This window comes from Streptomyces dioscori, from assembly GCF_003024195.1.
GTDB lineage: Bacteria > Actinomycetota > Actinomycetes > Streptomycetales > Streptomycetaceae > Streptomyces > Streptomyces dioscori.
Genome location: NZ_KZ679045.1, coordinates 403,271 through 418,461, shown reverse-complemented (window position 1 = coordinate 418,461; position 15,191 = coordinate 403,271). Strand labels below are relative to the sequence as shown.

Here is a 15,191-nt window from a genome sequence, read left to right as displayed (position 1 = left end):
ATCGGTCGTCATGACTGTGTCCTCCGCACCTCCGTCCCCCCAGCCATCTCCGTCGCCCCAGCCGTCTTCGTCGCCCCGGCCGTCCCCGTCGGCCCAGCCGTCCCCGTCGCCCGCGGGTGGCCGGGAGCCCACCATCCTCGCCACGTCCGGCGGCCACCGCGGCTGGGGTGCCCGGACGATGGTGGAGTTCGACGCGCTGGTGCATCACGCGGTCGACCTGTCGGGTGCGCACGGCCGTCGGCCCCGGGTGATGTACGTCGGCACGGCGATCGGTGACGCCGAGCACTTCGCGGCGCGGATGGCCGAGGCGGCGCGCGTGGCGGGGTTCGACCTCGTTCCGCTCAACCTCTTCCCGAGGCCCAACTTCGACGACGTCGAGGGCGCTGTCCTGGAGCAGGACGTCATCTGGGTGATGGGCGGCTCGGTGGCCAACCTTCTCGCCGTCTGGCGGGTGCATGGCCTCGACGACATCATGCGCAGGGCCTGGCGTTCCGGGGTCGTACTGAGCGGGGTCAGCGCGGGGTCGATCTGCTGGTTCGAGGGTGGCGTGACGGACTCGTTCGGCCCTGAACTGCGGCCTGTGACCGACGCGTTGGGCCTCCTGCCCTACGGCAACGGCGTCCACTACGACTCCGAGCCGGGCCGCCGCCCCCTGATCCACGACCTCGTCGCGAACGGCACCCTGCCCACCACGCACTGCACGGACGACGGCGTGGGGCTGGTGTACCGGGGGACGGAACTGGTGGAAGCGGTGGCCGAGGTCTCGGGGAAGGGGGCGTACGTGGTGACGCGGGCGGGGGACGGGGCGGTCGAGGAACGCTTGGAGCCGCGGCGGCTGCCGGGGGTCGGGTAGGCCCCAGGGCTGGACCCACCCTCCCCCCGGGCCGGCCCACCCCCTGCTGGGCCCACCCCCTGGAGTTAGGCCCAACCCCCCCGGCTGGGCCCAACCCCCCGGCTGGGCCCAACCCCCCCCGGCTGGGCCCAACCCCCCCCCGGCTGGGCCCAACCCCCCGGCTGGGCCCAACTCCCCCCGAGTTGGGCCCACGCTCCGCCGGGCGTCCCGGACCGGAAGACCGTCAGAAGTGGATCGGACGGTCTTCCGGAGTGCGGTCAGCCCTTCTGAAGCCACAGCTTGTAGGTGCTTCCGCTCCAACGGCAGTGGTCCAGGTGATTCGGTCGAGCGTGTGCGGGCATCGTTCGCATGCGGCGAATGCGATGCCCCTCGATCCGCTTGAGTGGTCGAAGCCTTGCCGGTGTGCGGTGGGCGGAGCAACAGTGCGTCCTGTCCCGGACAGCCGTCTCCTCGTCCGGCCTGGTCAGGTGCTTGTCCGGGCTCTGTCCGGGACGGCGCCCAGGGCAGAGCCGGGTGGTGCACTGCGGATGCGGGCCTAGGCCGTTTCCACCACGTCCGCCACCACACAGCTCACGTTGTCCGGGGCGCCGGCTGTGTTCGCCGTGGTGATCAGGGAGTGGGCTGCCTCCCTCGGGGTGGGGGCAGTGGTGAGCGTTTCCTTGATGGTGTCCTCGGGGACTGCCGTCGGGAGGCCGTCCGAGCACAGGAGGTAGCGGTCTCCGGGGCGGGCGTCGTGCAGGCGTAGGTCGGGGCGTGGTGAGGCGGCGCCCGTCAGGGCCTTCGCGAGCAGTGTGCGCTGGGGATGCGCCGTGGCCTCCTCAGGGGTCAGGCGGCCCTCGTCGAGCAGCGACTGGACCACCGTGTGGTCGTGGGTGATCCGGAAGAGTTCGCCGTCGCGGAGGAGATAGGCGCGGGAGTCACCGATGTGGACCAGGGCCAGTTGGGAGCCCGTCCACACCATCGCGGTGAGGGTCGTGCCGGTCCGCGGGTCCGTCGGGCCCGCCACCTCACGGACCGCCTCCGTGGCGCCCTGGACCGCGTCCTCCAGGAGGTTGAGGACGTTTCCGGCGGTGAGCGGCTCGGTGTCGAGGAACTTCAGGGCTTCCACGGCGGCGCCGCTCGCGGGCGCGCCGCCGGCTCCGAAGCCGTCCGCGACGGCCAGGACACGTGTGCCCGCGTACGCCGTGTCCTGGTTGGCGGGGCGGACCCGGCCGGTGTCGGAGAGAGCTGCGTACCGCAGTTCCAGCAGGGTGGGCATGATGGGCTCCTTGCTCGTGGGCTGGGGTGTCAGATGGGTCACGAGGAAGGACGCCAGGTCCCGGCGCGTTGCCGTCTCCGCCTCGATCCGGGACCAGAACGCCCGGATCTCCCGCGCGGCGGCCGCCGGTTCGAGGGCGGTGACCTTGCGGATCTCCGCCAGCGGCATGCCGAGCCGGCGGAGCCACACCACCAGGCGCGCCTGCTCCAACTGCTCCGGCGCGTAGTAGCGGTAGCCCGTCTCCGGGTCCACCCGCGCGGGGCGCAGCAACTCCAGTTCGTCGTACAGCCGCAGTGCCTTCGGTGACAGCCGGCAGGCCTTCGAGAAGGCTCCGATGGTCATCGAGGCGTTGCTCATGCCGTTGCTCATGCCGTTGCTCATGCCGTCGCTCATGTCGGTGCCCGTGCCGTTGTTCATGGCGTTCCTCCCTTCCGTCACCGATGGTGTGGTCTCCCCGAAGGGGAAGGTCAAGCGCGGTTGTTAACCTGCGACCGGTATCACCGCAGTGAGCCGATACACCGTCCCGCCGACACACCGTCCAAGGAGCCCGCCGTGGCACGCACCGTTCCCCGTATCGCCCTGGTCACCTGCCAGGAGGTGCTGGAAGTCGGGTACGACCGTGACCTGCCCGTCCTCACGGACGCGGTGCGGCAGGCGGGGGCGGACCCCGCTGTCGTGCGCTGGGACGACCCCGGCGTCGAGTGGGGCGGCTTCGACCTCGTGCTCATCCGTTCCACCTGGGACTACAGCTGGCGGGCCGCCGAGTTCCTGGCGTGGGCCGACCGCTGCGGGGCCGTGACGGCCCTGGCCAACCCGCCGGAGGTCGTGCGCTGGAACGCCGACAAGCGGTACCTGGGCGACCTGGCCGCCGCCGGTGTGCCCGTCGTCGACACCCGCTACCTCGCTCCGGGCGACCCGGCCGACCTGCCGGACGACCGCGAGTACGTCGTCAAGCCGACCTCGGGGGCCGGAGCCCGGTACGCGGCCCGCTACACGCCCGAGGACCACGACACCGCCGTACGGCACCTGGAGCGCATGCACACCGAAGGACTGACGGCGATCGTGCAGCCGTACGTGCGGAGCATCGACACGGCGGGGGAGAGGGCCCTGCAGTTCTTCGGCGGGCGTTTCCTCCATGCCATCCGCAAGGGGGCCGTCCTCGAACCCGGCACCGCCTTCGACGACAAGAAGGTTCCGCACCCCGACCTGGAGACCTGGGAGCCGAGCCCCGCCGAACTCGCCGTCGCCGAGCGGGCGTTGGCCGCCGTGCCCGGTGCGCCCGAGCTGCTCTACGCCCGCGTGGACCTGGTGGACGGCGACGACGAAGCGCCCCGCGTCATGGAGCTGGAACTCGTCGAGCCCAACCTCTTCCTCTTCCTGCACGAGGACTCCGTACCGGTCGTCGCCCGGGCCGTCGTCAAGGCCGCCGCTCGGTGACCGCGACGCGCTGAAGCAGGCCGTACGTGAACTCGGCGACGCAGTCCCGCCGCGCACCCTCCGTGCCCTCCGGGCCGCCCGTACCGCCCGTTCCGTCCGTGCCTTCCCTGCCGTCCGGTGCCGTGAAAGCGAGTCCCCAGCGCGTCGGCGCCGACCCCTCCAGCGGCCGGGCGGGCGCGAAGGCGCGGGCGGCCTCGTCGACCGTGCAGGACCAGGGCGTCAGGTCCGCCAGGGAATGAAGCTCCGGGGCCGGGGCGCCCGGCGCGCGGACCAGCCACTCGTTCCAGGCCACCCCGCCCGGGGCCACCAGCACCTCGAAGCGCAGGTCGGGCCAGAGCGGGACCGGCCACAGCAACGCCTCGCAGGACAGGTCACCGATCCGCCGGGGCGTCACCGATTCCGGGTCGCCGAGGATCGAGCGGTAGCGCGCCACCGCGCCCCGGCTGCGCGGCGCGTGCCGCATCGCCTGCCAGCGCCGGTTGGCCTCCCGCATCTCGGCGACCGAGGCACCCAGCGTGTGGCGGGCGTCCTCCACGAGGTCCGCGTTGTGGTCGGCCATGCGGCGCAGCAGCACGAGCTGGAAGTCGAGCGGGGTGAACGGTCCGGCGTCAGCCGGCTTGGCGGGAGGCATGCCTCCCATCGTCCCCCACGGGGTCCGCCTGCCGTACGTACCGCGCGTGCCGCCCGCCCGGGCACCGGCCGTCGGGGAGGAAGAGCACCGAGTTCACGTACCGGACGTATCCCGGGCCACGGAAGGGCAGCACCCGGCGCAGCAGGCCCTGGGAGACCACGTGCGAGGCGCGCGCCTGGTGGGCCTCCAGGTCGAAGGAGGACAGCGGCAGCCAGGTGTCGCCGGGCAGCACCCAGCCCTCGTAACCCCGTTCGGCGAGGTGGGAGACGACCGTGTCGACGGGCTGGATGCGGGCCTCCAGCTCGATGAACAGGGCCGGGCGGTCACGGGTGAGGAGGGTGCCCGCCCCGCGCAGCACCGCGAGTTCGCTGCCGTCCACATCGATCTTGATGAAGCCGACGTCGCGCAGGTTCAGGCTGTCCAGGGTGAGGCAGGGGACGTCCAGGGCGCGGGCGTGGATGTCCCGCCTGACCAGCGACGAGACGCCCCGGTCGCCCTGGTCGCCGGGCGGCAGCCACAGGCGGGCCGTGCCGGAGCGGTCGCTCGCGGCGGCGCGGACGACCTGGACGTTGCCGGGGGTCGCGGCGGTGATCAGCCGGGCCAGGTGCGGAACCGGTTCGACGGTCACCACGCGGCGGGCCCGGCCCGACAGGCGGCGGGTCCAGGGGCCGTACCAGCCGCCCACGTCCACCGCCGTCCGGCAGCCGGGCGGGCAGAGGTCGCCGAGCCGGGCCAGCTCGGGCTCGAAGCGCGGATAGACCAGCCGGGCGGCAGCGGCGACCAGCCGCACCGGCACGAAGGGGGCCAGGCGGGCTGCCAGGGTCATGGCGTCACCGGCCCCGGCTTCCGGGGCCCGCCGCGGGAGCCGCCGAGGTCGCCGCCCCCGCTGATCCGCAGCAGCAGATCCTCGTGCTCGTCGTCCGTCACCTGCTCGCCGGAGGACGGCAGGAGCTGCGGAATACCGTCCACGATCGGGTAGCGGCGCCGCAGCCGGGGATTGTAGAGAGCGGCCTCAGTACCCTCGGTGGCCTCCGTGCCCCCCGTCTCTCTCCCGAGGAGATGCAGCGGCCCCTTGTCCAGCGGGCACGCCAGTATCTTCAGCAGCGGGTCGTCCGGGTTCATTGCTGGTCAACTCCCTTGTGGGGGATAAGGACTGGGGTTTCGGCGGTGGGTCGTGCTTGGGCATCGCGAGGAGTACGGAGACCGCCAGGGCCGTACCGCCGATGCGCAGCGCCAGCCGCAGCGGGTCCTCGGGCAGCGCCTCGCCGAACGAGACCGTGCCGAGCACCGCCGTGAACAGACAGGTCACCGTCGTGCAGACCGGCACGATCAGCGAGGCCCGGCAGCGCTGCAGCGCCGCCTGCGACATGACGAGGCCGAACACCCCGGTGAACAGCAGGAGATACGGGTACGGGGAGCGCAGCACCCCGAGCACCGCGCCGCCGAACCCGCTTCCGGTGAGGTGGCTCGACACGCCCTTGATGGCCAGCGAACTGACCCCGTACAGCAGGCCCACCGCCACGCCGTACTCGACGCCCGTCGTCGGCATGCGGTGCCGGTGGCGGGCCCGGCGCTCGGCGGACCCGTACAGCCAGACGCCCAGCGCGAGCGAGGGGACGCAGACCAGCAGGATCAGCGGGGCGGGGGCGCTGCGGCTGACCGTGTCGGAGCCCTCCTTCAGGGACAGCACCACCATCAGGAGTGCGAGGAGGATCGCCCCGAGCGCGTACCGTTCGCGGCCCGAGGTCTCCTCGCCGAGCAGGACCGAGGAGAGCAGGACGAGGATGACGAGCCCGGAGACGAAGATGCCCTGCGCGGCGGCGATCGGCAGGGTGCGGTAGACGACGAGCTGCGCGGCGAAGCCCGACGCGAGGGCGAGGGAGCCGCCGATCCACAGCCAGCTGCCGAGGACCAGCCGCAGCAGCCGGGCGGGCCGGCGGACGCTCACCTCGGGCAGTGCCGCGAGCGCCCGTTTCTCCAGTACGAATCCCGCGCTGTAGAGCACGTTCGCCAGCAGGGCCGCGGCCACTCCCCACCACATGGTCTACGTCCTTCGCGCGTGCAGGAGAAGGATCGAGGCCACCGAGGGGGCCCGGCACGCCAGCCGGTCCAGCGGGCGCAACGACCGCGGTACGCCGTGGAAGGGCGCACCCCGCAGCCGTACGACCTCGAAGCCCGACGCGGTCACGAACTCCCGCAGCGCGCGGGCCGTGTAGAGCCGCAGATGGCCCACCACCTCCTTGCCGGGGCGGCCGTGGATCGCGCGCAGGCTCACCTCCGAGAAGACGGGCTGCACGCCGGCGAGGAGCAGGGCCCGGTTGTACCAGGCGGCCAGGTTGGGTGTGGAGAGCATGAGATGACCTCCGGGGCGGAGGATCCGGTGGAGCTCGTCGAGCGCAGCGTCCGGGTCGACGAGGTGTTCCACGACCTCGCTGAACAGGACGGCGTCGGCGGAGGCGGACCTGAACGGCAGTCCGCCGTCGGTGAGTTCACCGCGTACCGCGTACGGGAGACGGGCGTGGGCGCGTCTGAGCGCGTCCTGGGACCAGTCGACGCCGACGATGCGGTGACCGGCGAGGAGCGGTGCGGCGGTCGCGGCGGCGGTGCCGTCGCCGCAGCCGATGTCCAGGACCGTGCGCGGGCCTGAGGTGGCCGGGCCGAGCGCGTCCGCGAGCATCCGCGCCTGGCGCAGACTGCGGGGCGTGCCGGAGGCGACCGGGACGGCCGGGTCCTCGTAGAAGTCCCGCAGGCCGTGCGGCCCGTGCGGCGGCCTGCGGGGCGTGGCCGTGGTCATGGAGTGCTCCCCGGTCGGCTGTCCGTGGCGTCTTCCGTGGTGTGTTCCGTCGCGTGCAGGTAGTGCTCGAAGAGGTCGCGGAGGTGGCTGCCGTCGCCGTGGCTCAGCAGGGAGCGGGACCAGCGGAGCGCCACGTGCAGCCGGCCCGCCGTGGCGGCCGTGGTCACCGTCAGCCCGCGCGGCATCCGGGCGGGCGCCGAGAACCAGACGGCGTACGCCCGCCCGGCCTCCTCCCCGAAGTCCAGGGCGTACGGAACCCGGCCGATATTGCTCAGCAGGGTGGTCGACGTCCAGGGCCCGACGGCTCTGCGCAGCCCCCTGGTGACCGCGGCCCGCCAGGCGACGGGCACCACCGGGGCCGTCAACAGGGAGGCGCCGTGGCCCAGTTGGGGGCGCGGCTGGGCCTTCAGGGCGCGGGTGCGGTCCGCCGTGCGGCGCAGCAGCGCGGCCATGTCGGAGGGGTCCAGCTCCTCGGGGGCGAAGGGGACCTCGACGAGCCGGGTGCCGTTGCCGATGGGCATGTCCGTGCCGCGCGGGCGGTCGTCCACCGGCATCGTGATGCGCAGCGGACGCGGCCGGGCCCCGTGCTCCCGGTTCCAGTGCGCGATCATCAGCGCGGTGGCGGCCATCAGCTGGTCGTTGACGGTGTAAGGGGAGCCCTTGGGCCGCCGCGGGACGGCGAGCTCGGTGACGAGCATGCCGTTGCCGTGGTGCTGAGGAGGCTCCGGGGTGCCGCGCGCCACCCGGGCGGGCGGTGCCCACGTGGAGGGGGTGTCCGGGGCGCGCGGAACCTCGGCGGTCGTGCGGGTCGGAGGCGCCGCGGGGGAGTTGTCCCGGCCGCCGTACAGCTCCGCCGCCGTCGCCAGGACCCGCAGACAGGCCGGACCGTCGAGCGCGGTGTGGTTGATGGTGAGGAACAGGACCGTGCCGTCGGCTTCGGGGTCCCGGACGACCTCAAGCCGGATCGGCGGCGCGGCCGAGAGCGGCGGGGCGTCGCGCAGTGCCCGGCCCCGCGCGTGCTTCAGCGCGTCCCGGTCGGGCGCCGGGAACAGGACGGCCTCCACATCGGCCTCGGGGGTCAGCTCCCACTCGTACCGCCTGCCGTACCAGGGGCGGGCCGCCTCGCGCATCAGGATGCGGGGGTGGCGGTGCAGGGCCCCGGCGAACGCCCCGCGCAGCCGGTCCGGGTCGAGGCGGCCCGGCAGATGCACCTCGATGTGGACGGTCTCCGGTTCCTCCTCCTGGAGGCAGTGCCGGGCGACCTCGTCCACCACGGGGAACGGGATGCGGGCGGGCGGCCCGGCGGGGCCGTTCGTGCCGTCCCGTGCGGGATGCTCCACGGCGGTCATGTGTCCTTCCCCTCCCCGGCGGGCCCGCGGCTCCCGGAACCCCTGCGGCCACCTGGCCCCGGTGTGCGCGGCGACCCCGGCCCCCGCGCCGAGACCGTCGGGCCGGAGGCGAGCCGCGGCGGCTCCGTCGGCACGAAGGGCGGCGGCGGTGACCCAGGAGTACCCGGAGCTCCCGGAGCTCCCGGAGTGCGTGGTGCACCCGGTGCACCCGGTGCGCCGGGAACGCCGTGCCGCGCGGGGGCGCCGGGCCCGGGATCCGCCCCAGGACCAGCGTGCTCCCCGCGCGTCCGCTGCGGCAGAGGCGCCGTCGGGGCCTCGGAGCCCGGGAGCGGAGGCGGCAGCGCGCTCGTGCCGGGCCGGCCGGGGCCCCGGCCGCCACCCGGACCGCCCCGCCTGCCGTACGACGCCTCGCCGACCGTCACCAGACCGGCGAACAGGCCGGTCAGCGCCAGCAGTTGAGCGGTGCGCCCGAACGCTCCGGAGCCCTCGGCGACCGGCTCCCCCGCCCCGGTGGCGGCGACGAGCCCGGCCCCCGCGAGCGCGAGGAACGCGAGAGGTACGAGCAGTTCGTGCCGACGCCGGGCGAGCAGCGCCAGAACCGGCACCAGCAGCGCGAGGAACCCGGCGATCACGATCCCCACCAGGGTCAGCGCGACCGTGCCCAGGATCAGGCCGGGCGGCGGCGGCTCCGGCGAGGGCGCGTCCGGGTTGGGCGAGCGCCGCCGGAACAGCACGAGCCCCGCCAGGACGAGGATCCCGACACCGCCGCCGATCAGCCCGGCCTCGTACACCGTGGACGGCTCGTACGAGAGCTTCACCGTGCCGCCCTCGCCCGCCGGGATCCGCCAGCCCTGCTGCCAGCCGTCGAGGCGTACCGGGTCGAGTTCGCGGCCGTTCAGCGTGGCCTTCCAGCCGTCGTTGAAGTTCTCGTACGTCGTCAGGTAGGAGGCCGCGCCCGAGCCGACGGTGACCTCGCGGCGGTCGCCGAGCCAGTCCCGTATGCCCAGTTCACGGCTCTGCGCGGTCGGGGTGGTGACCGTGCCGCGGGTCAGCGTGACATCGGTGACGGCCAGCGGGCCCGCGTCGCCCGCCTCAACCCGGTGCGCGCCCGAGTCGAGCGACAAGTCGCCGTCTGCGCGCCCTTCCTGGCAGAGCGTCAGCTCGACCGGCCGCCGCGCCACGAGGTCGCCGACCGTTCCCTCGGCGCTCGTCTCGTACAGCTCGTCGTCGACGGCGAGCGTCGGACCCTTCCCGCAGGGCAGCTCGAAGGGCCGGGAGGAGAGGGCCTTCGGGGTGCGGTAGCGGTCGTCGAGGGCGGGGATGTACGCCTCCGTCAGGCCGACCGGAAGCTGCATGTCCTCGTCGGCCAGGGGGTTGTGGACGGTCAGCGGGGCCGTCTCGGTGACGGTGATGTCGAGCCGGTCGGTGGTGATCGGGTCGAAGCGGACGATGCCGTTCTCGTCGACACCGGCGACGACCGCGCCGTCCGGGGAGCTGATGTTCACCTCGGTGGGCCGGGTGGACAGTCCGCCGGCCGGGGCGAGGACGACCTCGCCCACCGGCTGCTTGTCCGGCCAGCTCAGCCGGATGGTCGGGTCGTCCCCGGCGATCCACGCCGTGGTCAGATCGCCGTCGGTGAGATTGCGCGGCGACAGACCGGTGCCCAGCCGGGCCGTCGAACCGGCCGCCGCGGTGATCCGGTCGTTCTGCTCGGGCGCCACGTCGTACAGCAGCGCGTCGAGCGCGTCACCGGGTACGGGGATCGCGCTCGCCCTCACCGCGTACGTACCGGCCGCGTCCGAGGTCCAGCGGCGGTGCAGCCCGACCTCCGTGCCCGTCGGGGAGAAGCTGCCGGGGTCGGTGGCCCTGTGCAGGGAGACCGTCTCGGCGGACGCCTCTGCGTCCTCGGCGTCCGTCGGGAGCCGCAGCATGCGGGTCACCTGGACGTCCGGGACGCTGATCTCGGAGAAGCCCGCGCCGGACAGCCCGGAGTGCCGGGCGGTCGACTCGACGACGGTGACCTTCAGCCAGTTCGACGGCCCTTCGGGGGACTTGATGCGCTGACGTGAGCCGTCGGCCCGCAGGGTGCTCGTCTCCGAGCCGCGTTCGGTCTCCACGCGCACCCGGGTCGGCGCCGAGCGGACACTCTCCTGAGGCAGCGGGGTGACCCGGATCGACGCCGGGACCTCCGTCTCCTCGGTGAAGCCGATCCGCAGCCACTGCCCGTCCGCCGAGCCCACCGCGCCCTCGGCCCACGCCGTGTCGGGGTTGCCGTCGAAGGCGTTCACCGGGTCGTACTGCGGCAGGTAGTACAGCCAGTTGCCGCTCGACGACGCGGTCACCGAGCGCGCCCCGCGCAGTTCGGCCACCGTCTGGTGCCCGATCCCGTCCGACGGCAGGATCTGGTGCGGCTCGTCCCCGGCGTCCTGGTAGCTGCCGGAGTGATTGCGTTCGTCACGGGTGTACGTGTACGAGGTGTTGGCGCCGACCAGGCCGAACCGGGTGTCGGCGCGCCGCAGCCCGTCGCCCACCACCTGGAGGTCGGGGGAGCCGAGGCCGGGATGGTTGTCGCCGGTCAGGACGGTCGCCCGGTCGCGCATCGCCGGGTCAGCGGCCAGCGGCAGCAGTGCCTCGGGCCCGCCGGACACGACGGCGGTGTCGGCGACGGCCTTCAGTCCGGCCTGCCCAGGACGGGGCACGTCGGCGGCCGGCTCGTAGATCTCGACGGCCCGCTGCCGCGGATACAGCCCCTCGATCTGGATGGGCGTGTTCTCCGCGATGCGCCCGCCCGTCATCAGCGGCCCGAAGCCGGTCAGCCGCCGGTAGCCCGACTCCTCCAGCGTCCGCTTCACGGTCGTGGTCGGTACGTAGCCCAGCTGGTCGGGGTCGAGATCGTTGCGTACGACGATGTAATGGACGCCTGCCCGGCCCAAGTAGTCCGCCAGACCCGGGACTTGACCGCCGGTCTGCAGGGACTGCTCGACCGCGTCCATCGCGCGCCGGTTGCCCGCGGTGCCGAACGGCACGTAGTCCCGCTGGGCCCAGCGGGAGTCGGCGAGCACGTCGAGGGGCTGGTCGATGGTGGAGCCCCAGGTGAAGATGCCGTGCGCGGTGGCGGGTACGACGAGGGCGCGGGAGTCCGGCGAGTACTTCTCCAGCCAGCTCGCCGTGGACTTCCAGTACTTGGGCAGCTCCTGGAACGAACCGGGCTGCAGGATCGACCCGTTGAGATAGGGCCAGGCGAGCCCGGGGAGGACGAGGACCGCGGCGATCAGGGGCGCGTACCGGCGTCCCCGGATCGGACGGGCGCCCTGGGCCCGCGCGGCGACCCCGACCAGGTGGGCCAGCCCGAGGGCCAGCGCGAGGGCGAGCCCCGTCTGGAACTTGTAGATGTTGCGGAAGGGGGCGAGCCCGCCGTCCAGCCAGTCCTGCACCACCCCGTGGAAGGGCGCGCCGAAGGAACCGCCGTACCCGGCCAGGGTGATGAGCGCGGCCGTCATCACGGTCAGGACGAGCCAGCGCCGCTCGGGGATGTCACGCCGGGCCAGTCCGGCGAGGCCGAGGCCGGCCGCCAGCGCCGAGGAGACGACGGCGATCACCGAGGCCGTCACGGTCCAGCCCGCGGGCAGCCAGGCCTCGTTGAAGTGCAGATAGGCGACCCAGTTGCCGGCGCCGCGCAGCGACTCCGTCGCCGCCATGGTGTCCGTCGTGGTCTGCGAACTCTCCACGTACGGAAGGAAGTTCTCGCCGTAGATGCCAAGCACCAGCAGCGGGACGACCCACCAGGCCGTCGCCAGGAGCACGCCCGGCACCCACCAGGCGATCAGCTTGCGCTGCCGTGGACCGCGCGGCCGGGACAGGAGGTAGAGGCCGACGGGCAGCAGGGAGGCCAGGGTGGAGGCCGCGTTGACCCCGCCCATGAAGGGGATGAAGAGCGCCGAGCGCAGGGCGGCCACCCGGGCGCTGTGGCGGTCGTTCGTCAGCGGCAGCAGAACCCACGGCAGGAACGCGCCGGGCAGGGCGGCGGCCGAGGTAGAGCCGACGACGATGGTGAACACCGGCCACAGCGCGTACACCACCGCGCCGAGGAGCCGGGAGGCGGAACTGCCGATGTCCAGGCGCTCCGCGAGCCGCAGCGCGCCCCAGAAGGCGACCGCCACGATGAGAGACATCCACAGCCGCTCGGCCAGCCACACCGGCATGCTGATCAGGTCGGTCAGCCAGTAGTAGGGCAGCATCGGGAAGGCGTAACCGACGTACTGGTCCGCGATACCGCCGAAGCCGCCCCGGTCGTGCCACAGCTGACCCAGGTCGGCCAGGAACTGCCCGGGGTCGAGCGCGACACCGAGCTTGGTGTCGAAGGTCTGCCGGCCCGGGTCCACGGCCAGGAACAGCACGAGGACCACGGCCCAGAACCCCAGCAGCCACCGCCGCGACCGGGGCCCCTGCTCGGGTCCTGGGTCCGGGGCGAGGGGGCGGGTCGCCGCCGGGGGAGGGGCCTGGACCGTGCTGGTCATGGACACCGCCGGAGGATGAGGAGGAGGTTCCAGGTGGCGAATTCACGCAGTCCCGGCGCTCTGGCGACGGCCTGGGCGAGGAACGGCCAGTAGCGGGAGCGCGCCGAGACGACCGTGACGTCGTCGCGGGCGCGCACCTGCCGCAGGGTGGGTCCGATGTGTACGGCGAAGAGGTTCTCGCCGAGGGTGTGCTTGGCGGCCCTGCCCGTACGGCGCCGGTAGCGGGCGCGGGCCCGGTCGGCGCCCAGGTAGTGCCAGGGCGCCCACTCGTGACCGCCCCAGGGGGACAGCCAGTTGGTGAACGACACGTAGATCAGCCCGCCGGGCCGGGTGACGCGGACCATCTCGCTGAGGAAGGTCTGCGGGTCGGCGACGTGCTCAAGGACGTTGGAGGAGAAGCAGACGTCGGCCACGCCGTCCGCGAGGGGCAGCAGATAGCCGTCGGCGACGACCGATCCCTCGGGGGGCTTCGGACCGAGTTCGCGCGGGTCCGGCTCGAAGAGGTAGCCGTGCGCGCCCCGCCTGCGGAACTCCTCGGTGAAGTAGCCGCCCCCGCCGCCCACGTCCACGACGGTCCGGCCCTTCACCGGACCGTCGTACGCCTCCACCTGGTCGGCGGCGTCCCGGGCGAGCAGCGCGTAGCAGCCCTCGGGGTCCTCCTGCTCGTGGCGGAAGGCACGGAAGAGGGCGAGGGAGCGGCGCAGGGAGGGATCCCGCAGGCCCGTGCCGGGCCCCGGTCTCGCGCCCTCGCGCAAAGGAGCCTTCAGCCGGGAAGCCTTCGGCCGAAGGGCCTTCAGCCGGGAAGCCCTCGGCCGAAGAGCCTTCGGCCGGGGAGCCTTCCGCCCGGAGTTCCGCCGCCAGGGGGTCATGGTGTCCAGCCCCGCACCGCCTCCGTCGCCACGGCTCTGAACTGGCGGACCGTGCGGTGCCAGCGGTACTGGGCGGCGCGGTCGCCGGCCGCCTTGCCCATGAGGGTGCGACGGTGGGTGGACAGGGCGAGGGTGCACCAGGCCGCCGCGAACGACGACTCGCCGCGGGCCAGCAGGCCCGTCTCGCCGTCCACGATCGAGTCGCGCAGGCCGGGTACGTCGAAGGCGATCGCGGGTGTCTCGCGGGCCGCCGCCTCCGTGACCACCAGACCCCAGCCCTCCACGGCGGAGGGATGCAGCAGCAGCCAGGCGGCGCAGAGCAGGCGGTGCTTCTCGGCCTCGGAGACATGGCCGGTGAACTCGACGCCGGGACCGGCCAGTTGCTGGAGCCGCTGCCGTTCGGGGCCGTCGCCGACGATCACCAGCCGGCCGCCGGTGACCGGGCGGACCCGTTCCCACAGGCGCAGCAGCAGTTCGATGCGCTTGTACTCGACGAGCCGTCCCACGGCCAGGAACAGCGGTTCCGGTGAGCGCTGGGCCGGTGCGCCCGGCTCCTCCACACCGTTGTGCACGACCCGGATGCGTTCGCGCTCGACGCCGATGGCGCGCAGCGCGTGGGCCGTCGACGGGGAGACGGCGACCAGCAGGCCGCCGCGCTGCCCGCCCGCCAGTGCCCAGTGTTCGAGTCTTCGGCCGAGCCGGGCGGCGGGGGCCAGCGGTCCGCCGAACCGCATCCGCCACAGGTCGGTGTGCACGTGGTTGACCAGGCACAGGGTCGGTCCGCGGTGCCACAGCGGCGCCAGGTACGGCATGCCGTTGCAGACCTCCACGAGCAGGTCGCAGTCGCCGACCTGACGCTGGAACGCCGATCTGGCGCGCAGGTAGTGGCCGAGGTCGCCGCCCGCCGACACGACTCGGTAGTCGCGGATGGGGGCACCTCCCGGTCGAGCGGAGCCGAGAGTGGGGGAGGCGGGTCCGCCGCACAGCAGGGTGACCTGATGGCCGAGGTGGGTCAGCCCCTCGGCGAGTCTGTCGACGAGGAGTTCGGAGCCGCCCGCTGCTTCGTTGCCGTAGTCACGGCGGGCGAGGAAAACGATTCGGCGCGGCTGTGGGGGGAGCGCCGGGTGTCGCTGCGCGGAGCGGGGGAAGGCGGCGCGCAACGACGAAGGCACGTGCTGGGGCATGGGTGCTCCAACTCGTCTCGGGGTGCGGAACCAGCGTGGGGCGTGGGGGGTTGGTGCGTTCCGGTGCGTGTGTGAGTGCGTGTGGTGTGAGTGCGTGTGAGGGGGCGTGTCTGGCGGTGTGCGTTCGGTCCGTTCGGTGCGGGAACCCTGAATGTCCCGCGGTGGCTGTCCGTATGGAGGGGTGGAACCGATCTGCCGGTGCTTCGGTGGGGACTTCTGAGGGAACTCTGTGGGGGTTTCTGCGGGACTTCTGTGGGGTGTGTTCCGTGGGGGTGAACGGGGCCTGCTGTGACGGTGTG

General features: G+C 73.3%; 12 protein-coding genes. 2 read left to right on the top strand and 10 right to left on the bottom strand.

Features of this window, described 5'->3' with window-relative positions:
• The first annotated feature begins 178 nt into the window (after positions 1–178).
• Positions 179–853 carry a Type 1 glutamine amidotransferase-like domain-containing protein gene (locus C6Y14_RS22470; protein WP_199854811.1) on the top strand — a complete coding sequence of 225 codons (675 nt, stop codon included), beginning with the start codon at positions 179–181 and terminating at the stop codon, positions 851–853.
• A 535-nt stretch (positions 854–1,388) separates the two neighbouring features.
• Here the strand turns inward: C6Y14_RS22470 and C6Y14_RS22465 are convergent.
• Complete coding sequence (locus C6Y14_RS22465) at positions 1,389–2,453, bottom strand: MerR family transcriptional regulator (protein ID WP_107018622.1); 1,065 nt, start codon at positions 2,451–2,453, stop codon at positions 1,389–1,391.
• A 210-nt stretch (positions 2,454–2,663) separates the two neighbouring features.
• On the opposite strand from C6Y14_RS22465, the gene C6Y14_RS22460 reads away from it, so the two are divergent.
• Positions 2,664–3,548 (top strand): ATP-grasp domain-containing protein, encoded by an 885-nt coding sequence (locus tag C6Y14_RS22460; protein WP_107018557.1) that lies wholly within the window; start codon positions 2,664–2,666, stop codon positions 3,546–3,548.
• On the opposite strand, the gene C6Y14_RS22455 is transcribed toward C6Y14_RS22460, so the two are convergent.
• The 9 genes from C6Y14_RS22455 to C6Y14_RS22415 form a co-directional block, all read right to left on the bottom strand.
• The gene (locus tag C6Y14_RS22455; protein WP_107018556.1) at positions 3,529–4,188 is read right to left on the bottom strand and encodes a hypothetical protein; all 660 of its coding nucleotides are present in this window, start codon (positions 4,186–4,188) and stop codon (positions 3,529–3,531) included. The two genes, C6Y14_RS22460 and C6Y14_RS22455, sit on opposite strands and share 20 nt — an antisense overlap.
• The gene (locus C6Y14_RS22450; protein ID WP_107018555.1) at positions 4,157–5,005 is read right to left on the bottom strand and encodes an FkbM family methyltransferase; all 849 of its coding nucleotides are present in this window, start codon (positions 5,003–5,005) and stop codon (positions 4,157–4,159) included. The genes C6Y14_RS22455 and C6Y14_RS22450 overlap by 32 nt, the downstream gene beginning before the upstream one ends.
• Entirely contained in the window at positions 5,002–5,301 is a 300-nt protein-coding gene (locus C6Y14_RS22445) for a Trm112 family protein (RefSeq protein ID WP_107018554.1), read from the bottom strand. Before C6Y14_RS22445 ends, C6Y14_RS22450 begins: the two co-directional genes overlap by 4 nt.
• Positions 5,192–6,220 carry a DMT family transporter gene (locus tag C6Y14_RS22440; RefSeq protein ID WP_199854810.1) on the bottom strand — a complete coding sequence of 343 codons (1,029 nt, stop codon included), beginning with the start codon at positions 6,218–6,220 and terminating at the stop codon, positions 5,192–5,194. Before C6Y14_RS22440 ends, C6Y14_RS22445 begins: the two co-directional genes overlap by 110 nt.
• A gap of 3 nt (positions 6,221–6,223) precedes the next feature.
• A complete protein-coding gene (locus tag C6Y14_RS22435; RefSeq protein ID WP_107018553.1) occupies positions 6,224–6,973 on the bottom strand; it encodes a class I SAM-dependent methyltransferase in 750 nt (249 codons plus the stop codon).
• The gene (locus tag C6Y14_RS22430) at positions 6,970–8,322 is read right to left on the bottom strand and encodes a condensation protein (protein WP_107018552.1); all 1,353 of its coding nucleotides are present in this window, start codon (positions 8,320–8,322) and stop codon (positions 6,970–6,972) included. Before C6Y14_RS22430 ends, C6Y14_RS22435 begins: the two co-directional genes overlap by 4 nt.
• Positions 8,319–12,839: an alpha-(1->3)-arabinofuranosyltransferase gene (locus C6Y14_RS22425; RefSeq protein WP_107018551.1), complete on the bottom strand. Its 4,521-nt coding sequence runs from the start codon at positions 12,837–12,839 to the stop codon at positions 8,319–8,321. Before C6Y14_RS22425 ends, C6Y14_RS22430 begins: the two co-directional genes overlap by 4 nt.
• Positions 12,836–13,594, bottom strand: a complete 759-nt coding sequence (locus tag C6Y14_RS22420; protein ID WP_225891207.1) for a class I SAM-dependent methyltransferase — start codon at positions 13,592–13,594, stop codon at positions 12,836–12,838. The genes C6Y14_RS22425 and C6Y14_RS22420 overlap by 4 nt, the downstream gene beginning before the upstream one ends.
• 110 nt (positions 13,595–13,704) lie before the next feature.
• Positions 13,705–14,892: a glycosyltransferase family 4 protein gene (locus C6Y14_RS22415; RefSeq protein ID WP_107018550.1), complete on the bottom strand. Its 1,188-nt coding sequence runs from the start codon at positions 14,890–14,892 to the stop codon at positions 13,705–13,707.
• Positions 14,893–15,191: the final 299 nt, after the last annotated feature.

Bases quoted from the DNA above. Each gene is read 5' to 3' on its own strand.
- C6Y14_RS22430 (WP_107018552.1), bottom strand. From the start codon at position 8,322: ATGACCGCCGTGGAGCATCCCGCACGGGACGGCACGAACGGCCCCGCC.
- C6Y14_RS22455 (WP_107018556.1), bottom strand. From the start codon at position 4,188: ATGGGAGGCATGCCTCCCGCCAAGCCGGCTGACGCCGGACCGTTCACC.
- C6Y14_RS22450 (WP_107018555.1), bottom strand. From the start codon at position 5,005: ATGACCCTGGCAGCCCGCCTGGCCCCCTTCGTGCCGGTGCGGCTGGTC.
- C6Y14_RS22465 (WP_107018622.1), bottom strand. From the start codon at position 2,453: ATGACCATCGGAGCCTTCTCGAAGGCCTGCCGGCTGTCACCGAAGGCA.
- C6Y14_RS22445 (WP_107018554.1), bottom strand. From the start codon at position 5,301: ATGAACCCGGACGACCCGCTGCTGAAGATACTGGCGTGCCCGCTGGAC.
- C6Y14_RS22415 (WP_107018550.1), bottom strand. From the start codon at position 14,892: ATGCCCCAGCACGTGCCTTCGTCGTTGCGCGCCGCCTTCCCCCGCTCC.
- C6Y14_RS22470 (WP_199854811.1), top strand. From the start codon at position 179: ATGGTGGAGTTCGACGCGCTGGTGCATCACGCGGTCGACCTGTCGGGT.
- C6Y14_RS22435 (WP_107018553.1), bottom strand. From the start codon at position 6,973: ATGACCACGGCCACGCCCCGCAGGCCGCCGCACGGGCCGCACGGCCTG.
- C6Y14_RS22440 (WP_199854810.1), bottom strand. From the start codon at position 6,220: ATGTGGTGGGGAGTGGCCGCGGCCCTGCTGGCGAACGTGCTCTACAGC.
- C6Y14_RS22425 (WP_107018551.1), bottom strand. From the start codon at position 12,839: ATGACCAGCACGGTCCAGGCCCCTCCCCCGGCGGCGACCCGCCCCCTC.